General features: G+C 61.7%; 9 protein-coding genes. 2 read left to right on the forward strand and 7 right to left on the reverse strand.

All coding sequences use genetic code 11. The features are described 5' to 3' along the window. Positions 1 to 38 precede the first annotated feature (38 nt). The 7 genes from F3J08_RS02495 to F3J08_RS02525 all read right to left on the reverse strand — a co-directional run bounded on the left by F3J08_RS02495 (position 39) and on the right by F3J08_RS02525 (position 10,533). Positions 39 to 4,556: an AAA family ATPase gene (locus tag F3J08_RS02495; protein WP_166928283.1), complete on the reverse strand. Its 4,518-nt coding sequence runs from the start codon at positions 4,554 to 4,556 to the stop codon at positions 39 to 41. A 23-nt stretch (positions 4,557 to 4,579) separates the two neighbouring features. Next, positions 4,580 to 5,182: a thioredoxin domain-containing protein gene (locus F3J08_RS02500; protein WP_023978721.1), complete on the reverse strand. Its 603-nt coding sequence runs from the start codon at positions 5,180 to 5,182 to the stop codon at positions 4,580 to 4,582. A 113-nt stretch (positions 5,183 to 5,295) separates the two neighbouring features. Next, on the reverse strand, positions 5,296 to 6,216 hold the full coding sequence (locus F3J08_RS02505) for a hemolysin family protein (protein WP_122050073.1): 921 nt from the start codon (positions 6,214 to 6,216) through the stop codon (positions 5,296 to 5,298). Then, complete coding sequence (gene ybeY / locus F3J08_RS02510; protein ID WP_122040023.1) at positions 6,213 to 6,740, reverse strand: rRNA maturation RNase YbeY; 528 nt, start codon at positions 6,738 to 6,740, stop codon at positions 6,213 to 6,215. The genes F3J08_RS02505 and ybeY overlap by 4 nt, the downstream gene beginning before the upstream one ends. Then, positions 6,724 to 7,788, reverse strand: coding sequence for a PhoH family protein (locus tag F3J08_RS02515; protein WP_162922312.1), 1,065 nt, complete (start codon positions 7,786 to 7,788; stop codon positions 6,724 to 6,726). The genes ybeY and F3J08_RS02515 overlap by 17 nt, the downstream gene beginning before the upstream one ends. A 113-nt stretch (positions 7,789 to 7,901) precedes the next feature. Further along, positions 7,902 to 9,284, reverse strand: a complete 1,383-nt coding sequence (gene miaB, locus F3J08_RS02520; protein WP_370458654.1) for a tRNA (N6-isopentenyl adenosine(37)-C2)-methylthiotransferase MiaB — start codon at positions 9,282 to 9,284, stop codon at positions 7,902 to 7,904. A 286-nt stretch (positions 9,285 to 9,570) separates the two neighbouring features. Then, positions 9,571 to 10,533: a 1-acyl-sn-glycerol-3-phosphate acyltransferase gene (locus tag F3J08_RS02525; protein ID WP_240149068.1), complete on the reverse strand. Its 963-nt coding sequence runs from the start codon at positions 10,531 to 10,533 to the stop codon at positions 9,571 to 9,573. 339 nt (positions 10,534 to 10,872) lie between these two features. Between F3J08_RS02525 and F3J08_RS02530 the strand changes: the two genes are divergently transcribed. Together F3J08_RS02530 and F3J08_RS02535 are read left to right on the forward strand one after the other, a co-directional pair. Then, positions 10,873 to 12,972 carry an autotransporter assembly complex family protein gene (locus tag F3J08_RS02530; protein ID WP_166928284.1) on the forward strand — a complete coding sequence of 700 codons (2,100 nt, stop codon included), beginning with the start codon at positions 10,873 to 10,875 and terminating at the stop codon, positions 12,970 to 12,972. Next, positions 12,972 to 17,207: a translocation/assembly module TamB domain-containing protein gene (locus F3J08_RS02535; RefSeq protein WP_166928285.1), complete on the forward strand. Its 4,236-nt coding sequence runs from the start codon at positions 12,972 to 12,974 to the stop codon at positions 17,205 to 17,207. The genes F3J08_RS02530 and F3J08_RS02535 overlap by 1 nt, the downstream gene beginning before the upstream one ends.

Genomic DNA, 17,207 nt, shown 5'->3' on the forward strand with positions numbered 1-17,207 from the left:
GGCGAAAAACACAATAAAGACATGGTTATAACCGAACGTTATCGTGATGCCACCGCTGTGTTGCCGCTTTCTGCAAAAGCGGCGGCTAGTGACAGATCGACCGAAAGCACCTGACTGACACCGCGTTCCTGCATGGTCACGCCGAACAGCCTGTCCATATGGGCCATGGTCAACTGGTGGTGGGTCACGATCAGGAAGCGTGTCTGGGCTTCTTCGGCCATGTCCTTGAGCAGACCGCAGAGGCGCTCGACATTGGCATCGTCAAGTGGCGCATCCACCTCATCGAGGATACAAAGCGGTGACGGCTGACACCGGAAGGTAGCAAATATCAGCGATAGCGCCGTCAGCGCCTGCTCGCCACCTGAAAGCAGTGAGAGGGTGGACAGCTTCTTGCCCGGCGGCTGCGCAAAGATTTCGAGCCCCGCTTCGAGAGGATCATCACTGCCGACGAGACCCAGATGCGCCTTGCCGCCATTGAACATACGGCTGAAAAGCGACTGGAAATGGCGGTCTACCTCGACAAAGACTGCCTGAAGGCGCTCGCGCCCTTCTTTCTTAAGGGCATTGATTGACCCACGCAGGCGCTGGATGGCGGATGTCAGCTCCTCATGCTCGCGTGTCAGATGGTCGGATTGCTCTTTGGCCTGCGTGTATTCCTGCTCGGCCAGAAGGTTAACCGGCCCGAGGGCCTCGCGGTCTTTCTGGGCGCGGGCGAGCCGCCGCTTGATCGTCGTTTCGCTTGCCTCGGTGAGGGGGATATCCGGAGGTGATTCTGGCTCGACAAGCGGTGTTTCGGCTAGTTTCTCATGCTGCGCCAGTGCCTGGGCCAGGCGCTCCTGCAACCGGATGGCATTTTCGCGGGCCTGTGCTCCGCGTTGCTCCTCTTCACGCTGGCTGTAAGCCAGATCCTGCAAAGCCTTATCGAGGTCTGTCAGCGCAATAGCGGCCTGTTCGTGCGCCTGCTCGGCGTTTTGCAAGGCGGAATGATGGGTTTGTAGCGCCTCATCCTGCGCGGTTCTCTCAGCCGCACTACGGGAAATTTCTTCCATGCTGAGCGTCAGACGCTCCTCGAGCCGGGAACAATCGTCGCGCAGCGTCTCGCCCTGCGCGCGCGTTTCACCAAGCCTGAGCGCGATGGCGTACTTCTCCTGCGTTGCCTGATCCAGCCGTGACTGGGCCTCCTGCACCTGCGTTCTGGCGGCAAGGTCGCGTTCGCGCTGATCGGCCTCGGCGGCCAGCGCCGAGCTGAGCTCTGCCTCAAAAGGCGCGAGATCCGGTATCGGAGCCAGAGCTTCCTGTGCTTGCGTTGCCCGCGCAAGCTGATCCTTGACGGTGTTCTGACGTGGGGTCAGGGCCGCAAGGCGGCTGTTCAGGCTGAGTTTGAGGTCACGGCGCGTCTGAAGTTCGCGGCTGGAATGGCCGATATCACGGCCGAGGGCCTCAAGCCTTGTTTTCAGCGCAGCGCGTTCCCGATCACCTGTAACAAGAGCACTCTTGCACTGTTCAAGCACCGTGCGGGCAGAGGCCAGTGCGGCGTCGTGATCGTTTTGCGAGAGCGCCTGACGCTGACCGGCCACGTCATCATGATCAGCACGCGCCTGCTTCAGCACGGCGCCGATCGTGGCGAGCTTGGCGATGCAGGAATCGTTCTGCAGGCGCTGCCTTGTCGCATCCTGCTGGGCGGTCGTGTAGTCGGTCTCGATCTGGCTCGCGGCGGTAATAGCGGCCTCGGTCACGCTGCGCTGTCTGGAAACGTCGCCATTCAGGACGTGCAGGGCCTCGTGCAGTTTCGCTTCATCGCCCAGAGCCTCAAGGCCTGCCACGGCGTTGGTCAGGCGGTCGTGGGTTTCGTCCCGCTGGATTGTGGTCTCGGTGCTGTTCTGATCGATCTGGGCAATCTGCCCGGCGAGCCGGTCCCGACGATCGAGCAGGTCGGTCTCGGCCTGTTTCAGGGCACTCAGGTTTTTTTCCTCGCGTTGTACTGTCTCGCGAAGGGCTGTCAGCTTTGCCGCGTGATCGGCATCCTGATCATTGAAGGAGCCAAGCGTTGCCCGCAGGGCAGGAATGGCAGCCTCCGCGGCGGCAATCCGGGTATCCAGATCCCGAAGCGCGGCCAGATGCTCGACCCGGCTGAGGGCGGTCGAGGGCAGGTTGGCCGCTTCCCGATAGCCATCCCAGCGCCACAGGGCACCCTCGCTTGTGACGAGGCACTGACCGGGGAGGAGACGCGTCTGGAGTGCTTCAGGATCCTGCTTGCTATCAATCAGGCCGACATGATCGAGGCAGCGGCGGAGCGCTTCAGGCGCCTTGATCAGGGCCGAGAGCGATCTGCAACCAGCCCCGAACTGTGCCGGGGTCAACGGCGGAAGCGCCTGCCATGCGCGACTCTGGAGTGTATCCAGCGAAGCCTCGAGCGTTTGCCCGAGGGCCGCAGCAACGGCGCGCTCGAGCCCTGCGGGAATTTCCATTTGCGCCAGCGCAGGGTCTGGCAGGGCATCGTCGGGCGTGTTGGCCTGCAAGGCATCACGTCTTGCCACGAGGGCGAGATGCTCGGCGCTGGCCAAGCGGAGGGCATTCTCGGCCTCGTCCCGCGCCTGCTGTGTATCGCGCCGCGCCTGGCTTATCGTCTCGATTTCGACAATCAGGGACGACAGTGTGCGTTGCGCGGCCTCCCGGGCTCCGACGGCGTGACTGATGACGGCATCGTCGGGCATATCGCTGCCGAGAGCCTCCCGCCGGGCGATAAGGGTCTCGAGGGACTGATTCAGCCGTTCAAGACTCTGGCGGGCCTGATCGCGGTCTTTCTCGAGCAGCTCCCGCTGTCGGGCGATGCTGCGCGCCTCGGCCTGCTGGGCGCTGAGCTGTTGCTCGATCTGCGCCAGGGCGGAGCGGCTCTCTTCCGCTTTCGCTCTGGCAACATCCCGTGCCGTCATCAGCGTGGCGGCCCTGGTATCGAGCGCATCCAACGCATCCGCATCGAGCCGGGCGGCTTCGAGGGCTTCCAGTTCATTCTGGTGCACTGCGATCTGCTGGTTGAGGTTGCTTGCCCGCGCCGTTAACCGCGCAAGCATCTCGCGATTTTCGCGGGCTTCCCTCTCGATTCGGGCCAGATCCTGTTCGGCTTTGGAGGTGTTGACGAGTTGTTCCTGCCTGAGCTGCGCCTGCTGCTGGATTTGCTGGTCGAGCGCGGTTCTCTCCTGACGCTGCTCATCCAGTCGCCGGGTAAGTTGCTCTAGCGCCGTCTCATCGGGAAGCTCGTCCCGGAGTTCGGCTATCGCCTTCGCGAGCGTTGCCGACTCACCCGTCAGGGCTTCAACGGCCTTTGCGGCAGCTTCATGCTCCAGTGTGAGGGCCTGAGCGGTCATGCGCCGTGTGGTCAGCTTGTCAGTCAGGGCCAGTCTTGTCTGCTCGAGGCGGGACAGGAGTTCGGCGCTTTCCTGAGCGGCCTCGCGAAGGGTGACAAGCGTATCGGGCAGCTCGCCCAAGGTGATGGCGAGCCGTTGCTCTTCCTCATTCAGCAGCGCCTCGCGCTGCGTGAGTTCCTCCAGTCGTTTCAGGGCCAGATGGTGATCGGCTTCCATCTGCTCGTGGCGCTGTGCCGTCTGCTCGTGGCGCGCCTGAGCCTGCGCCACGGCCTCGCGGGTCGATTCGCTGATGACGCGCAGCCTGTCGCGGGTGGTACGCAGGGCGTCGGTATGGTCGCGCAGGGCGAGCAGGCGTTCATGTCCTGCTGCGCCCTGCTGCCCAGCCTCTTCCGCAGCGCGCGCCGAATCGTCACGGGATTTTTCCGCAGCCTCAAGCTGCTCGCGTGTGCGCTCGACCAGCAAGGCGGCCCGGCGGTGTACGAGCCAGGAGAGGGTCAGTTCATCCGCACGTATGGCTTCGGAAAGGCTGCGATAGGCTCTTGCCTGAACCGATTGCGCATCGAGTGTGGCCAGCCGCGTCTCGATCTGCTGACGAAGGTCCTCCGAGCGCTCCATATTGCCTTCAGCCTGGCGGAGCTTGATTTCAGCATCGTGGCGCCTCGCATGAAGGCCTGTGATGCCCGCAGCCTCTTCAAGGAGCGACCGTCTTTCCTCGGGCTTGGCGCTGATGAGCGCGCTGACACGGTTCTGGCTGACAATGGAGGAGCTGCGAGCCCCTGAAGAGAGATCGGCAAACATCGTGGTGATGTCACGCGCACGCAGGGCGCGCCCGTTGAGACGAAATTCGCTGCCCGATCCGCGTTCGGCTCGCCGGGTGATCTCGAGACCGTCCGTATCGCTGAATGGGGGTGGGGCGAGACCCTGTGCCTCATCCAGCCACAGCGTCACCTCGGCGAGGCTGCGGGCCGAACGTGCGCTCGTCCCTGCAAAAATCAGGTCATCCAGTTCACCGCCGCGCAGGGCACGGGCGGAACTCTCGCCCATCGCCCAGCGCAGGGCCTCAACGACGTTGGATTTGCCACAACCATTTGGCCCCACAATACCGGTGAGGCCAGGCAGGATGTCGATTGTGGCTGGATCGGCAAAACTCTTGAAACCCGCTATCCGCAGGCGCGTGATCTTGGCTGACATACGCGAAAAGCGGGGTCCTCTGTTTAGCCGCCGGCTTTCTTGACCTCGGCCTCGAAGGCCTCATAGGTCAGAAGCTCCTGATTATAGGGCTGTTTGTTGAACATAAAGAAGGGCGTGCCGCCGATATTGTATTTCGCCTGATCGGCATCCTGCTGGGCGACCAGTGCCTGACGGAATGTATCATCGGCGTCAATCTTCGCAAATTGCTCAGCCGAAATGCCTGCGAGTGCAGCCATCTGCTGGATCTGCTGCTTGGGGTTCACGTCCCGTGCAAAAGCCCAGCGATCCTGGCTCGAGAGCATCGAATTAACGAACGGCACATAGCGATCGACAGGCAGCGAACGCGCTACCATCGCCCCGAGCAGGGCAATCTGATCGAGCGGGAAATCGTGGTAGACGTAAAACACCTTGCCGGTATCGATCAGGTTTTTCTTAACATCCTGAAAAACCGTCATCTCGAAATGGGCACAATGGGTGCAGGTGAGGGAGAACCACTCATTGACCGTGACGGGCGCCTTGGGGTTGCCAAGGGTGCGCGGGGTCAGTCGGGCATCCTCTGCGCGGGCCTTCGGCATGAGGGCGAGGGCGGGCATGGCTGCCAGGAAACTGCGCCGGTACAAAGACATGAAGAACTCTCCCCGTGAATGATACCGGAGTTTTGAAGACCGGAAGCCCTCTCCGCGTCAAGTGTCCCGCGCGACGCCGCGCCGGACAACATGAGGCGGGAGAGGGTGGGGGTTCAGCGTTTCTCGTCGCCGTGGTGGGGCGTTGGATTGTCGCTACGGACCCAATCGGGCGGCACGCGCATCCGGAGCGCCCGGATATGGCGTGCATCAGCATCGGTCACACGAAAGACAAGGCCGCTTTCATGGGTAAACACCTCACCGCGTATCGGCACATGCCCGGCAAGGCGGAAGACGAGACCACCGACGGTTTCGATTTCCGCCTCACGTTCCGCTTCGGTCAGCACCGGCCCCATGAAGCCTTCGAGTTCATCCACCGGCAATCTGGCATCAAGGTCGAAGGACCCATCGGCACGCTCGGAAATCATGGCCGAGACTGGCTCGTCATGCTCGTCGGAGATGTCACCCACGATGGTTTCCACAAGGTCCTCGATGGTGACCAGCCCATCCACGCCGCCATATTCGTCGATGACGAGCGCCAGGTGGGTGCGTCGCTGACGCATCTGCAACAGCAGATCAAGCACAGGAATCTGTGGCGCTACCAGCAAGGGCTGGCGCAGAAGGGGCTCGATATCGAACGCCTCCGAGGTGCCGATATAGGCAATGAGGTCCTTGACGTGAATCATCCCGATGACGTTGTCGAGATGCTCGCGATAGACCGGCACGCGTGAATGGTTTTCACGGCGCATGAAATCCAGCGCTTCGTCCAACGTGATATCCGCTGACATCGAAACGATATCGGCACGGGGCACCATGACGTCATCGGCGGTTTTTTCGCGCAGATGCAGCACATTGGTAATGAGTGCACGTTCCTGTCGATCCAGCTCCGGACGGGTGCCCGCTTCGGGGTGGGGGGCAGCTGCCTCTTCCACAAGAGCCGCAATCGAAAGTCGCAGCCCTTGTTCGCGCCCCTTGCGATTGAAGATGCCGAACAATCCCTTGGCCGGCCTCTGGCGATGGTCGTCGCTCTCACTCATGCGCCGCGCCCCCCGCCCATGCGCCAGGGATTGGGAACACCGAGGCGGGCCAGAATGCGGGATTCCGTCATCTCCATCAGCCGCGCCTCATCGGGGCGGTGATGGTCGTGACCTGCGAGGTGCAGCAGGCCATGAACGACGAGATGCGCAAAGTGATGCGGAAATTTCTTGCCGCTCGCGTTGGCTTCGCGACGGACGGTCTCGTAGGCAAGGGCTATATCGCCATCGCCAAACGCACCGTTCTCCTCGAAGGTGAGGACATTGGTCGGCTTGTTCTTGTCACGGAACGTCGCGTTGAGCGCCTTGATGGCGTGGTCACCTGCAAGAAGGAAGGCCGGAACACGGTCGCGGTCAAGCCACGGCCAGCTTGCCTCAAGGCAGCGGGCAACGAGCGCTTCCAGATTGGGCACGCTGGCACGCCAGCGGCGATCGGCCACGATCAGATCGAGACGTGAACGAAGGGCCGCCCTCGTGATAGAGGACGGCTCTTCGGCGGATGGGGTCAGACTACTTCGAGGTTCCATTGTATTCCCGGCGCGACCTGCCTCGGGAATAGTCCCGTGCCGCAGCCACTCGTTGATCATAAGCGTCCACGATACGTGCCACCAGCGGGTGACGCACGACATCGGCGGACTCGAAACGGGTAATACCAATTCCCGGCAAGCCTTCAAGGGTCTCGACCGCTTCACGCAGACCGGATGCGACGCCAGAAGGCAGATCGATCTGGCTAAGATCACCGGTAATGACCATGCGAGCGCCCTGACCCATACGGGTCAGGAACATCTTCATCTGGGCCGGGGTGGTGTTCTGGGCCTCGTCAAGAATGACAAAGGCATGGGCGAGGGTTCGGCCGCGCATGAAGGCAAGCGGTGCCACCTCGATTTCGCCATTGGCCATCCGGCGGGCGACCTGATCACCCGGCAGCATGTCATTGAGCGCATCATAGAGCGGGCGCAGGTAGGGGTCGATCTTCTCGCGCAGGTCGCCGGGCAGGAAGCCCAGACGCTCGCCAGCCTCGACGGCAGGGCGGGAGAGGATGATCCGGTCCACCTGACCGGCCTGAAGCATGGCAACACCCTGTGCCACGGCCAGATAGGTCTTGCCGGTACCGGCCGGCCCGATCCCGAAAGTCAGTTCGGTCTTGGCCAGCATCTGCATATAGGCGGCCTGCCCGCGCGAACGCGGCGCAATGGCCCCGCGTTTGGTCTTGATGGCCGGCAGGTCGAGGAAGGGCGCTGGGCCTTCGGTCTCGGTGCGTGGCAGTTCGGCGGCAGACGCCTCGTTCTGGCGGGGCGCGTTTCGGGGCTCCGCCGCGCGGGTTGGCCGCGGCAGGGCAGACAGGCGAATGACGCTGTCAACCACGGGGCCGTCGATCTTGCCGCCATGCTCAAGCTGGTTATAGAGCGCGGTAATAGCGGCCTGAGCGCGAGCGACAGAAGCCGCTTCACCCGTGATGGCAATCTTGTTGCCGCGGCACGTCAGGCGCACATCGAAACCCTGTTCGAGCCTGATGAGATGGCGGTCGTGATCGCCTAGAAGCTGCTGAAGGAGAATGTTATCTCCGAAACGCAGCGCCGAGGTGCGGTGTCCCTGTTCGTGAGGAGGGGTTTCAGGCGGGAGGTGCCGCCTGGAGTTACGGTCATTGGTCCCGTATCCGGGATGCGACTGGGGTGCCGTGGGGTGGCTCAAGCGCAGACTCTCTCCCGTAAGAGTATACCAGCCAGCGAATTGGTAAGACGCTGGGTTATCACAACCGGCACGGTCTGACCGATCAGGTCATCGGTCCCTTCGACATGAACCGGTTGCAGATAGGGTGAACGCCCGGTGATCTGTCCGGGTTTGCGGCCGCGCCCGGTAAAGAGCACCGGCAGTGTCCGGCCGACCATATCGGCGTTGAAGGCGTCCTGCTGCTCACGCAGCAGGGCCTGCAGACGTTGCAGACGCTCGTCCTTGACGGACTCTTCGATCTGGAAGGGCTGGCCGGCTGCAGGCGTGCCGGGGCGCGGCGAGTACTTGAACGAAAATGCCTGTGCGAAACCAATATCGCGCACGAGCTGCATTGTCGCCTCGAAATCCTCTTCCGTCTCTCCCGGATGGCCGACGATGAAATCGGAGGAAAGAGCGAGATCGGGACAGGCTTCACGCAGCCGCGCAATCAGCGCGCGGTACTCGTCGCCCGTATGACCGCGGTTCATGGCCTTCAGGATACGATCCGACCCGGACTGCACGGGCAGGTGAAGGAAGGGCATGAGCGCAGGGTTGTCACGATGCGCATCAATCAGGGACTGGTCCATGTCGCGCGGATGCGACGTCATGTACCGTATGCGTTCAAGGCCGGGCAGTGCCGCCAGGGCTTTCGCAAGGCGTGGCAGATCGGCCGTGCCACCTTCGCCATCATCGCCGTGATAGGCATTGACGTTCTGCCCGAGCAGCGTGATCTCCCGAACGCCGCTCTCCACCATACGGCGCGCCTCGGCCAGCACAGAAGGGAGGGAACGGCTTGTTTCAGCGCCGCGCGTATAGGGCACGACACAGAAGGAGCAGAACTTGTCGCAGCCTTCCTGAATGGTCAGGAAGGCTGTCAGGTTTCCTTCCACCTGAGGAGCAGAATCCTGTGGCAGGAAGTCGAACTTCATTTCGACCGGGAAATCCGTATCGATCACGGCACCGCCAGCACGGGCGGCACGCGCCACCATCTCGGGCAGGCGATGATAGGTCTGCGGGCCGAGAACGATATCGACATAGGGCGCACGAGCAAGAATCTCTTCGCCTTCTGCCTGGGCTACGCAACCAGCAACGGCGATGATCGAGCGGCTGAGTCCGGCGGTCTCGCGCTCTTCACTGATCTTGCGCAGGCGGCCCAGCTCGGAGAACACCTTCTCGGCAGCGCGCTCGCGGATATGGCACGTGTTGAGAATGACCATCTCTGCCTGTTCCGGCGTGGTCACCGGCTTGAAGCCGAGCGGCGCGAGCACGTCGGTCATACGCGCGCTGTCATAGACATTCATCTGACAGCCCCAGGTGATGACATGCAGTCCACGCGCGTTGGTCTGGCTGTCGTTCTGCACGGGAAGAGTGCTGTCGGTTAAAGTCTCGACGTTCACGTATCCTAACCTTTGGCCCTGTGGTCCGCTTGTGTCAGCAACGCGGCAAGCGCACCAAGAGCCTTTGTCCGGGTGCTGCCTATTACGTGCAGCTGATCATTTCGATATGTCCTTGGCGCTTTGTAGCGCAAGGCAGCAGTAAATGCATGGCTAATATTCATGCGCCGTATGACGCCGCAATGCAGGGCGGGTATGCCGGCCGCGCCGCGCTCGCCGCCGCAAGAGGATCTCACGGGGAGAGCGGCCACTTTCAGTGTTGCACCGGCTCCGGGTGTTCGGGATTGTGGTGCAATTGCGCCACGCCTTGCGCCACGATCTCCTGAACCGCAGTCGAGAGCTCCTTGCGGCTTGGATAATCCGCCGGATCGACAGGGGGGTGCAGGATCACAGTGGCGCCCAGGGAGCGCCATTGCGTAACAGACCAGATATGAGGGGCCAGATCCATATCGCCGTACCAGGCCAGGGCCGTGCGTCGGGCGCGGCCTATAGGCAGACCGTTAAGCTGGTCATAGACGATCGAGACGGGCTGGATCATGACGGAAGGCGGGGTTGGCAGGGCGGTATCGACCCGACTTGGCTTCGCGATGGCGAAAAAAGAGGACATGAAAGGCAGCACATGCGTGCCGTCAGTTGAGGTGCCCTCCGGAAACAGGATCAGATTGTCACCGTTATTGAGTCGGTCGGTCATCGCCTGCAATTCGCGACCGGTGTTGTTGCGCTGGCGGCTGACAAAGATCGTGCGGCCAAGACGCGCGAGGGTGCCGATCACCGGCCAGTCGGCAATCTGCTGTTTGGCGACGAAAACAGTGGGAAGAATGCCGCCGGCCACAGCGATATCAAGCCACGAGGAATGGTTCGCAACGAAGATGACCGGACGCTCGCCGTTCTTCACGGCGATACTGTCGCGTATCGTTCCGGCGGGTTCACCGACAACACGAACATGCATGCCCAGGATACGGCAGATGGTTGCCCAGTAAAACCGTGCAAAAACGATCTTGGCCGCCCCCTGACGCTTGAGGAGGATGCGCTGTGGAACGCTTGCAACGAGTGTCCACAGGCAGGACAGACCCATGCGACGTATCGCCCGGAGCCGGCAAATCATACCGTTCCCCGATGCACGCTCCGTGGGGAGGGCGGGTTCGAGCGGGGCGGTCCAGGAGTCGGGGCCGGAAGCGTCGCTAGCAGGACGGCGGCGCGTGATCGCGTCTGTCATTAACCGATATCTAGCGTGAAACGGCCAAGTCGGACAACAGCCATCCGGGATCGAATTTATTAAGATTGAACGAAACGTTCGGGCAGGCGCTCAGGAAGGTGACGTTCCACATAGGCTTTGAACGGCATCGCGCCTTTTCTTGCCGGCTTACCCGTGACATGATCCTGACACGGTTTTCTGTCATCGACTTCAGGATTTTAGCCTGCAGCAGGAGTTCTATTGCTGTCGTTTTACCGCGTCCCACGCTTTTCTGGCTACTCTGGAACGAGGGCTAGGCAGTTACGGCCTGAGCGTGCTTCTGGCCTGTTTTTTGTCTTTTCTGTGAGTGTCTGCGCCGCCATGTGGCAGCCGGGCAGTGCTCTTGCTGCCCACGCGGGTGAGAAAAAAGGCAAAGGTGGCGAGCCTGATACGGCTTATCAGGTTGATATTGCACCATCGAGCGATGCGGATCTTGATCCGATGGTACGGGCGGCCTCCTCTCTTGTCTCGCTGCAAAAAACGAAAGCGGTCGATCCCTATGCCCTCGCGGGGCGTATCCGTGGCGACTATGATCGTGTGCAGACCGCGCTGGAAAGCCGTGGTTTTTACGCAGGCACGGTCGTTATCAGCGTCAAGTTACCTGATGGGCAGATCATCGATGGTCGTAATCCCGCACTGCCGGATCGCCTTGCGGCGCAGCATGGCGCAGACAGGTTGCGTATCACGATCAAACCCGAGACCGGGCCACAATTTCATATCGGCAAGATCACGTTTGTCAGCGGTCCGCTCAATGACGGATTGCCACATGATGCAGGACCGGCCGCTGCGCAGGGGCAACACGCTCCAGCGTCCGGCGCCGACAAGCCGGGAAATGCAGGGAGCGATCACAAGGCTGCTGCGATGTCACAGAGCGAGCAGCAAGCTACAGGGGCGACCGCTAAGCCGGCACTATCTGGCCCGACGGGCTCAACGGACAACGTGATACCTGCCCCGGTCACGCTGAGTACTGAGGAACGCAAGGCATTTGGCCTCGAGGTCGGCCAGAAGGCCGTCGCCGCCGACATTCTTTCAGCCCAGTCTGCGTTGCAACATGCCTTGCTAGAAGAAGGTTATGCCCAGGCGAGTGTCGCGACGCCACTGGCTTATCTCAGGCCTGCCACGCACACGCTGGATCTTGAGTTCGCGGTCGGTATGGGGCCGGTGGTCGATATTGGTCCCATCAGCTTCGAGGGGCAGAAGCACACGAGAGAAGCATTCCTGCGCCGTCGTCTGTTGATTGGCGAGGGGCAGCTTTATCAGCCCAGCAAGATCGAAGAGGCCCGTCAGGATCTGGCCAGTGTCGGGATATTCTCTTCCGTCGGTGTTCACGATGCACCACCACTGGTGGCATTGGCTCGCGGTAAGGCGACACCGGGTGTGTCACAGGCCATGCCGCTCCGTTTTACGCTGCAAGAATCGCGACGTCATACGGTATCTGCGCAGGTAGGGTACTCAACCGACCTCGGTGGGCGTGTCGGCGCGAGCTGGACACATCACAATCTGCTGGGTGCGGCAGAGCGTTTGCGACTGACGGCACTCGTCACGGGACTGGGTGGAAGTGCCCAGCAGGGGCTCGGCTACGACGTCTATGCCGACTTCCTCAAGCCGGATTTCATGCGGCGGGACCAGAATCTCAGCCTGCGTGTCGAAGGCATCCGTCAGCTCCTTTATTCCTATCATCAGACCGCGTTGCTGGTGCGTGGAGGGCTGATCAGAAAGCTCAGCCGGTACTGGAACGTGTCGGGCAGCGTTCTGGCAGAGCAGGAGAACATAAAGCAGTTTGGCGTTTCGACCGATTACCTGATCGTGCAGCTGCCGCTGGGCGCCAATTATGATTCGACCGAGCTTGCCAATCCTATCGATCCTGCCACGCACGGTATTCGGGCCAACGTCAATATCACGCCCTCCGAATCGCTCGAGAGCGGCAGCGCGTTCTTCACGATCATGAGTGCCGGCGCATCGACCTATTTCGACCTGAACCGGATCGGGCTGACGGCGCCGGGGCGTTCGGTTATCGCCGTGCGTGGAATTGTCGGTTCGGTGCAGGGCGCATCGACCTATCAAATCCCGCCTGATCAACGCCTCTATGCTGGCGGCCCCGCTACCGTGCGTGGCTTCCGTTATCAGGGTGTCGGGCCGCAAAACGGTAAATACGGCATTGGCGGAACCTCCCTTGATGCCGGGACGGTGGAATATCGGCAGCGTATTCTCAAGAGCTTTGGAGCCGCCGCGTTTGTCGATGCCGGTCAGGTTGGTGTCGGAAGCCGTCCATTCCAGGGGACCCTCAGGGTCGGTTACGGTGCGGGTGTCCGCTACTACACCCCGATTGGCCCTGTGCGTCTCGATGTCGCCCTGCCAGCCAATCGTCCGCCCCATGGTGACAAGTGGGAACTCTATATCGGTCTCGGGGAGACGTTCTGATGATCCGCTTTCCCCGACGCAGGGCCTCGCAAGTGACCGCTACGGGCTCGCCTGAAGCGGATAGGGCACAAAACACCAGACCCCGCAAGTCGCGCGCGCGGCGCATCCTGCTGTGGGTGGCTGGGCTGGTGGTTGGTGTGCCCGTAGCGCTGGTCACGATTGCTCTCGTGGTCATACTGGTTTTCGTCAATATTCCTTACGGTCAGCGCGTCATCGAGCGTCAGACCGCGAGCCTGACCGGTGGTATGGTCGAGTTGCAGGGGGTGGGTGGCTTCATTCCATCGCGCCTGCATATCAGGCGGATCACACTCCATGATCATCTCGGCCCCTATCTGACTATCGATGAAGCGCGGCTCAACTGGTCGCCACTTGCGCTTATCCATATGACGGTGCGCGCATCGCTCCTGCAGGCTGCTTCCCTGCGCTTCGAGCGTCTGCCCGTATCGGACCCGTCCGCACCTGCTCCAGCGCCCGCCTCGAACGAACCCTCCAGTCTTCACCTTGGTATCGCGCTTGCCCGGCTCGATATCGGCCGTATTGATCTGGGCAAGTCTCTGGCAGGTTTCCCGCTTAGCGCCTCGGCACAGGGCCATCTGACGCTGGCAGATCTCGCACCCGTGCTCGACGGGCTACAGATCGGCAAATTGCCGAAGGCCGATCTGGGGCTCGATATCAGACGTCTGGATCGTCCGGCGAGCTTAGCGGTATCGCTGGCGACACCACGCGATGCGATCAACCTGCATCTTAGGGTTCAGGACGGCGCGCATGGTCTTGTTGCGCAGGCTGCGAAGCTCGAGGAACTTGACCCTCTGACACTCACGCTCGACCTCGACGGACCTGTCCGGGCGAATGATCTCAGACTGGCTCTGCAAGCCGGTGCCGTGCGGGCCGATGCGCAGGGCAATCTCGACCTCGCTCATCATGTCGGTACCCTTGGGCTTTCTGCCTCCACGCCCGCCATGAAGCCTGTGGCAGGTGTTGCGTGGTCCAGCATAGCCCTCAAGGCCCATCTGCGCGGAGATCTGCTTGCGCCATCCGGGGATGGCACACTCGACATCGACGCATTGACCGCTGCCGGGGCAGGCGTCAATCATCTGGCCCTGCGTTTTGCTGGCGATGAAGGGCAGGGGCCTAAGGCGGCAAGGATAAGGCTCAATGCGCACGCGGACGGCGTCCGGGCGCCGGGTGTTCCAGCTGGGTTGCTAGCGCAAGCCCCGATTGACGCGGTTCTCGATGCGGCACCGGAGAAGGCGACGCAGCCATTCTCGCTTACGGTCACGCATCCGCTGTTCCAGATCAGCACAACAGGCATGCTGAAACCCGATATTGCCGGTGCGCTCGATCTCGTGTTGCCCGATCTCAAACCGCTGGCCGCCATCGGCAAGCTCGACCTGGCCGGGCACAATGTTGCTCATCTCGACTACACCTACAGGCCCAATGGCAATTCTCATATCGCGCTGCGTGACAAGCTCGCGATTACAGGAGGGATGAAGCAGCTTGTGGCGCTGCTAGGTGCCGACACATCGCTTGGGCTCGATGCCACGATGGTCTCCGGGCCAAAAGCCGCACGTCAGGTCAGGATAGAGGCGCTCACTGTCGATGGTCGCGCCCTTCATCTTCATGACGAAGGCTCGATGACGCTCGGTGCGCAGCCTTCTATCGTCAATGAGCTTTTGCTGGCCCTGCCTGACCTCAAGGCGGCGGCACCGCAGATGCATGGCCATGTGGCCTTGACGGCGCATAGTGAAGGCCCGCTGGATGATCTTGCGGCCAAGTTGCAGCTCAAGGGAGAGATCGGTGCCAGCGCTGTCCCTTCCGGCCCGCTGACCCTCGACCTTGCCTTGCTCCATCTCCCCTCCGCGCCGGAAGGGACATTGCATGCCGATGGCAAGCTCGATGGCCGAAAGCTTGCGATCGACGCAGGTTTTGCCCGCCACAAGGACGAAGAGGTAGAACTCGATCTGACGGCGCTCGACTGGGCCAGTCTCTCCGGCAAGGGGCATCTGACATTGCCCGCCGGGGCCAAACTGCCGCTCGGCAATCTGGCTGTCACGGCGGGCAATCTCAATGATTTCTCCGCGCTGGCCGGAAGAAAACTCGGGGGGCGGCTCGTGCTCGACCTCAAGACGAGCGATCCGACGCCCGAAACGCCTCCTGTTCTGACCGTGTCGCTCAAGGGGGGCGTGCAGGCGGATCCGGCCCGCATCGGGACGCTCGATCTGGCTGGCACGGTGCGTAATCCCGTCGACAAGCCGGATATGGACCTTAGGCTTGCTGTGAGCAGTGTTGCCTTCCAGGAAATGAGGGGTGGGGCTACCTTGTCGGCACGGGGTACGCTCGATGCTTTGGCGCTAGCCGCGAAAGGCAGCTTCGACCATGTGCTGGGGGCACCTGCGACGCTGGATACAGCCCTCCTGCTCGATCTCCCTGGCAAGATCGTCCGGATTGATCGTCTGTCTGCGCTCCTCAAGGGGGAGACCCTTCGAAGCGCCGGTGTGAGTACCATCAGTTTCGGTGAAAAGACCGGCGTGGATCGTCTGCAAGTCGCTGTAGCACCGCCCGGCGTCGCGCCCGCGACACTCGATCTGTCCGGTACGATCAAACCACGTCTGGACGTGCATCTGCGTGTGGCCCGTGTCACGCCGGCGCTCGCCAAGCCCTTTATGCCGACACTGGATGCATCCGGTACTCTTGCCGCGCAGGCGGATCTCAGTGGTGACCTGTCACGTCCTGCCGGAACGGTTGGCGTGACCTTGTCCGGCCTTCATATGCGCAGTGGGCCTGCTGAATCGCTGCCCGCGCTGAACATGCAGGCCAATGCGACCCTCTCTGGACAGCGGGCGCAAATCAATGCGCAGGCTGACGCCGGGCGTCGCATCAGTCTGCGTGTGGCGGGGAGCGTGCCGACAGGTGGGGCAGGAAATCTTGATCTGAAGGTCAATGGCGCGGTGGATCTGGCGGTTGCCAATGCCGTGCTGGGTGCACAGGGTATGGCCCTGAGCGGCACGTCAAGGATTGATCTGGCCCTTGGAGGTGCGGTGTCGTCTCCCTCCGCGACAGGCCGGGTCACCCTCGAGGCGATCAATTTTGCCCATTACGGGCAGGGCGTGCGCCTGACAGATATCAACGGCGCAATCATTGCCGCCAATGATACGCTTACGTTGCAGGATGTTCTGGCGCATGCAGGCAAGGGCACCATCGCCCTGTCAGGAAGTGTCGGGGTGCTCCGTCCCGGATTGCCGCTTGATATCAAGGTCATTGCCCAGAAGGCTCAGCCAATCACAAGTGATTTGCTGACCGCCGTAATCGATACGGATGTCAGGGCCCACGGTCAGCTCTCTACGCGCCTCGATGTCGATGGCACCATTCGTTTGCCCTCCGTGATTGTGAATATTCCCAATTCAATGCCCGCCTCGGTGCCGCAGCTTACGGTGATACGCCCCGGCGAAAAGCGCGAAGCCACGACACGGGCCATGATCATTGGGCTGGATCTGAACGTGATCTCACCCGGCAGCTTCTTCGTGCGGGGGCATGGTCTCGATGCGGAGATGTCGGGCAAGCTTCATGTCGGGGGTGTAAGTACCGCGCCGGATATCTCTGGCGGATTTGATCTCAAGCGTGGCTTTTTCAACCTTGCAGGCGTCAACCTCAACTTCACCAAGGGGCGTGTGGCCTTCGATGGCTCGGGCGTGGATCACAAGCTGGATCCATCGCTCGATTTCCGGGCCGATCGCAATGTGCAGGGTACCGTGGCAAGCCTTGTGGTGGGGGGCTATGCGAGCGCGCCCAAGATCGACTTTACATCGCAGCCATCGCTCCCGCGGGATCAGGTATTGGCCATGCTGCTTTTCGGCAGCTCGACGGCCTCGCTCTCACCCACTCAGTTGGCCAGTTTGGCGGCGGCGGTAGCCCAGATCAGCGGTGGATCGAGCTTCGATCCGCTCGATAAGGTTCGCGGGTTTCTGGGGCTCGACCGTCTGGCGGTCGGCGGTGGTAGCGGGGTGAATAATGGCGGTGCCAGCCTTGAGGCCGGAAAATACGTCATGAAAGGCGTTTATGTCGGGGCCAAGCAGGCGACGAGCGGCTCGGGGACGCAGGCGCAGGTTCAGGTGGATCTGACCAAGAGGCTCAAGCTGAACACGACGGTTGGCACGGGAGGACAGATCACCGGCTTTACCACGCCGGAGAATGATCCCGGTTCGAGTGTCGGGCTCAGCTATGGTTTTGACTACTGA

The sequence above is a fragment of the Asaia sp. As-1742 genome, assembly GCF_011753235.1.
Lineage (GTDB): Bacteria > Pseudomonadota > Alphaproteobacteria > Acetobacterales > Acetobacteraceae > Asaia > Asaia bogorensis_B.